The 2379-nt window shown below is 38.1% G+C and carries 1 protein-coding gene and 1 pseudogene; both read left to right on the top strand.

The window, feature by feature from the left end:
* Positions 1-287 precede the first annotated feature (287 nt).
* Positions 288-1676 (top strand): annotated as a pseudogene (gene amrA / locus GXZ13_01785) (AmmeMemoRadiSam system protein A).
* Position 1677: 1 nt separating this feature from the next.
* Positions 1678-2379: radical SAM protein (locus GXZ13_01780; GenBank protein NLX74570.1), on the top strand; the 702-nt coding region annotated here is incomplete at its 3' end.

The following is a 2379-nucleotide window of genomic DNA, read 5'->3' as shown; positions in this document are numbered from 1 at the left end:
GTAAAAAAGGGTAAGGATGCTCAGCATCCTTACCCTTTTTTTTGTATATCCAACGCAAGTTTTAACTGAATGTTTTAAAGATATTATTAGCTCGCCTTTCATTTACGTAGAATATGGTAATTAAATCTTTCAATTCATTACCTAAATACACGATGGAAGAATACAGATTGTGTGTCAAATCCAAATAAGTTTTAAAAAATTGATATTGTATTTCTTAGGCAAGATAGTTAAGTTATAATATATTTGTACAAAGTCTCATTACTCTACTCTAAAAGGAGCTGGTAATAATGACGATACAAGCAGCTGTAATGGTTCCACATCCGCCACTCATCGTTCCAGAGGTTGGCAAAGGCGAGGAACAAAAAATTAAAGATACAATAATAGGGTTTAATAAGGCCATGGAACTTGTAGTCAGCCTTAAACCTCAAACAGTTGTGATACTTACTCCCCACAGCACAATATATTCAGACTACTTTCATATTTCTCCTGGCAAGTCGGCATATGGTGATCTGAGTAATTTTGGTGCTCCACGAGTTAATTTTAAAGTCGAATATGACACTGAATTCGTTTTTGAGCTTGAAAATATTTCTCAGGATGAAGATCTCAGTGCAGGAACTGAGGGAGAACGCGAAAAAAATCTTGATCACGCAACAACCGTCCCTCTATACTTTCTGAGAAAAGCGTATGGAGGAGAGATTCCTTGTAAAATAGTACGAATTGGACTGTCAGGAATGTCGCTTAGTGAACATTATAGATTTGGAACCCTTATAAAAAAGACAACAGAAGAGCTTAACAGGCCTATATGTGTAATTGCAAGTGGCGACCTCTCACACGTCCTTAAAAAAGATGGCCCTTACGGCTATAAAGCTGAAGGTCCAGACTATGACAAAAAAATTATGGATGTTATGTCAAGAGCTGCCTTTGGCGAACTTCTTAATTTCTCGAATGATTTTACTGATAAGGCTGCTGAATGCGGACATCGGTCATTCACAATAATGGCAGGATGTCTTGATGGCCTCTCCGTTAAACCTGAGATGCTCTCATATGAAGGCCCTTTCGGCGTTGGATACGGAGTCTGTACTTATCTTTCGGGAAAACCAGACTCAAGTAGACGTTTTCTTTCGACTCATAAAATATAAAAGGAGATGACATAATTGAAAAATCAAGAAAGTTCTTATGTAACTCTAGCTAGAAAAACAATAGAAGAATATATCACGACCGGAAAAATAATAACTGTTCCAAAAGACTTACCTATAAATTTGCTCGAAAAAAAAGCCGGCACTTTTGTTACGCTCAACAAGTTTGGGCACCTAAGAGGCTGTATAGGCACAATTTCTCCGACTACTTCGAATATTGCAAAAGAAATAATCCAAAATGCAATAAGTGCCGCTGTAAAAGACCCGCGCTTTCCTCCTGTTGCAGCCTCAGAGCTAAAAGACCTCGTCTACAGCGTAGATGTTCTCGGTGATACTGAGAACGTAGAATCGCCAGAGCAGCTAGATGTAAAAAAATATGGCGTAATTGTATCAAGTGGATATAGACGAGGACTGCTTTTGCCTAACCTTGACGGAGTAAATACTGTGAAAGAACAAATATATATTGCAATGCAAAAAGCTGGAATTCACGAGAATGAAGAAATAAAGTTGCAGCGTTTTGAAGTAGTAAGGCACACATAAAATGAGATGCGTTGTATGTCCACATCTCTGTGAACTAAGTGAAGACCAGACTGGACTTTGCAAGGCAAGAAAAAACGTCGAAGGAAGTATCATCTCAATAAATTACGGCAAAATTACATCAATTGCACTCGATCACATTGAAAAAAAACCTCTCTCAATGTTTCATTCTGGAAGCATGATTCTCTCTGTCGGTGCATTCGGATGTAACATGGACTGCCCTTTTTGTCAGAATCACTCTATCTCCACTGCCTCAGAAGAAAACGCTAACACAAAATATATTTCACCGTCTGAGCTAGCTGATATGGCCAACAATATGAAAGATAAAGGAAATATCGGTGTAGCTTTTACTTACAATGAGCCAATGATTGGATACGAATATGTAACGGATACTGCTATCGAGACAAAAAAGCTGGGCATGAAAAATGTCGTCGTAACTTGTGGTAACGTCTTTTTACCAATACTCGAAGAAGTCTTGCCTTACATCGATGCTTTCAATATTGATCTTAAAAGTTTCTCGAAAGAACAATACAAAAACCTGGGCGGAGATCTTAAAACTGTGCAGAATTTTATAACATGTGCAGCAAAAAAATCTCACGTCGAAATAACAAACCTAATAGTTCCAGGAATGAATGATACCGAAGAAGAGATGATGGATCTTTCAAGCTGGTTGAGTAGCGTAGACAAAACTATCCCTCTGCACATC

Source organism: Synergistaceae bacterium (assembly GCA_012728235.1).
Taxonomy (GTDB): domain Bacteria; phylum Synergistota; class Synergistia; order Synergistales; family Synergistaceae; genus JAAYFL01.
This window is presented reverse-complemented; position numbering and strand designations above follow the sequence as displayed.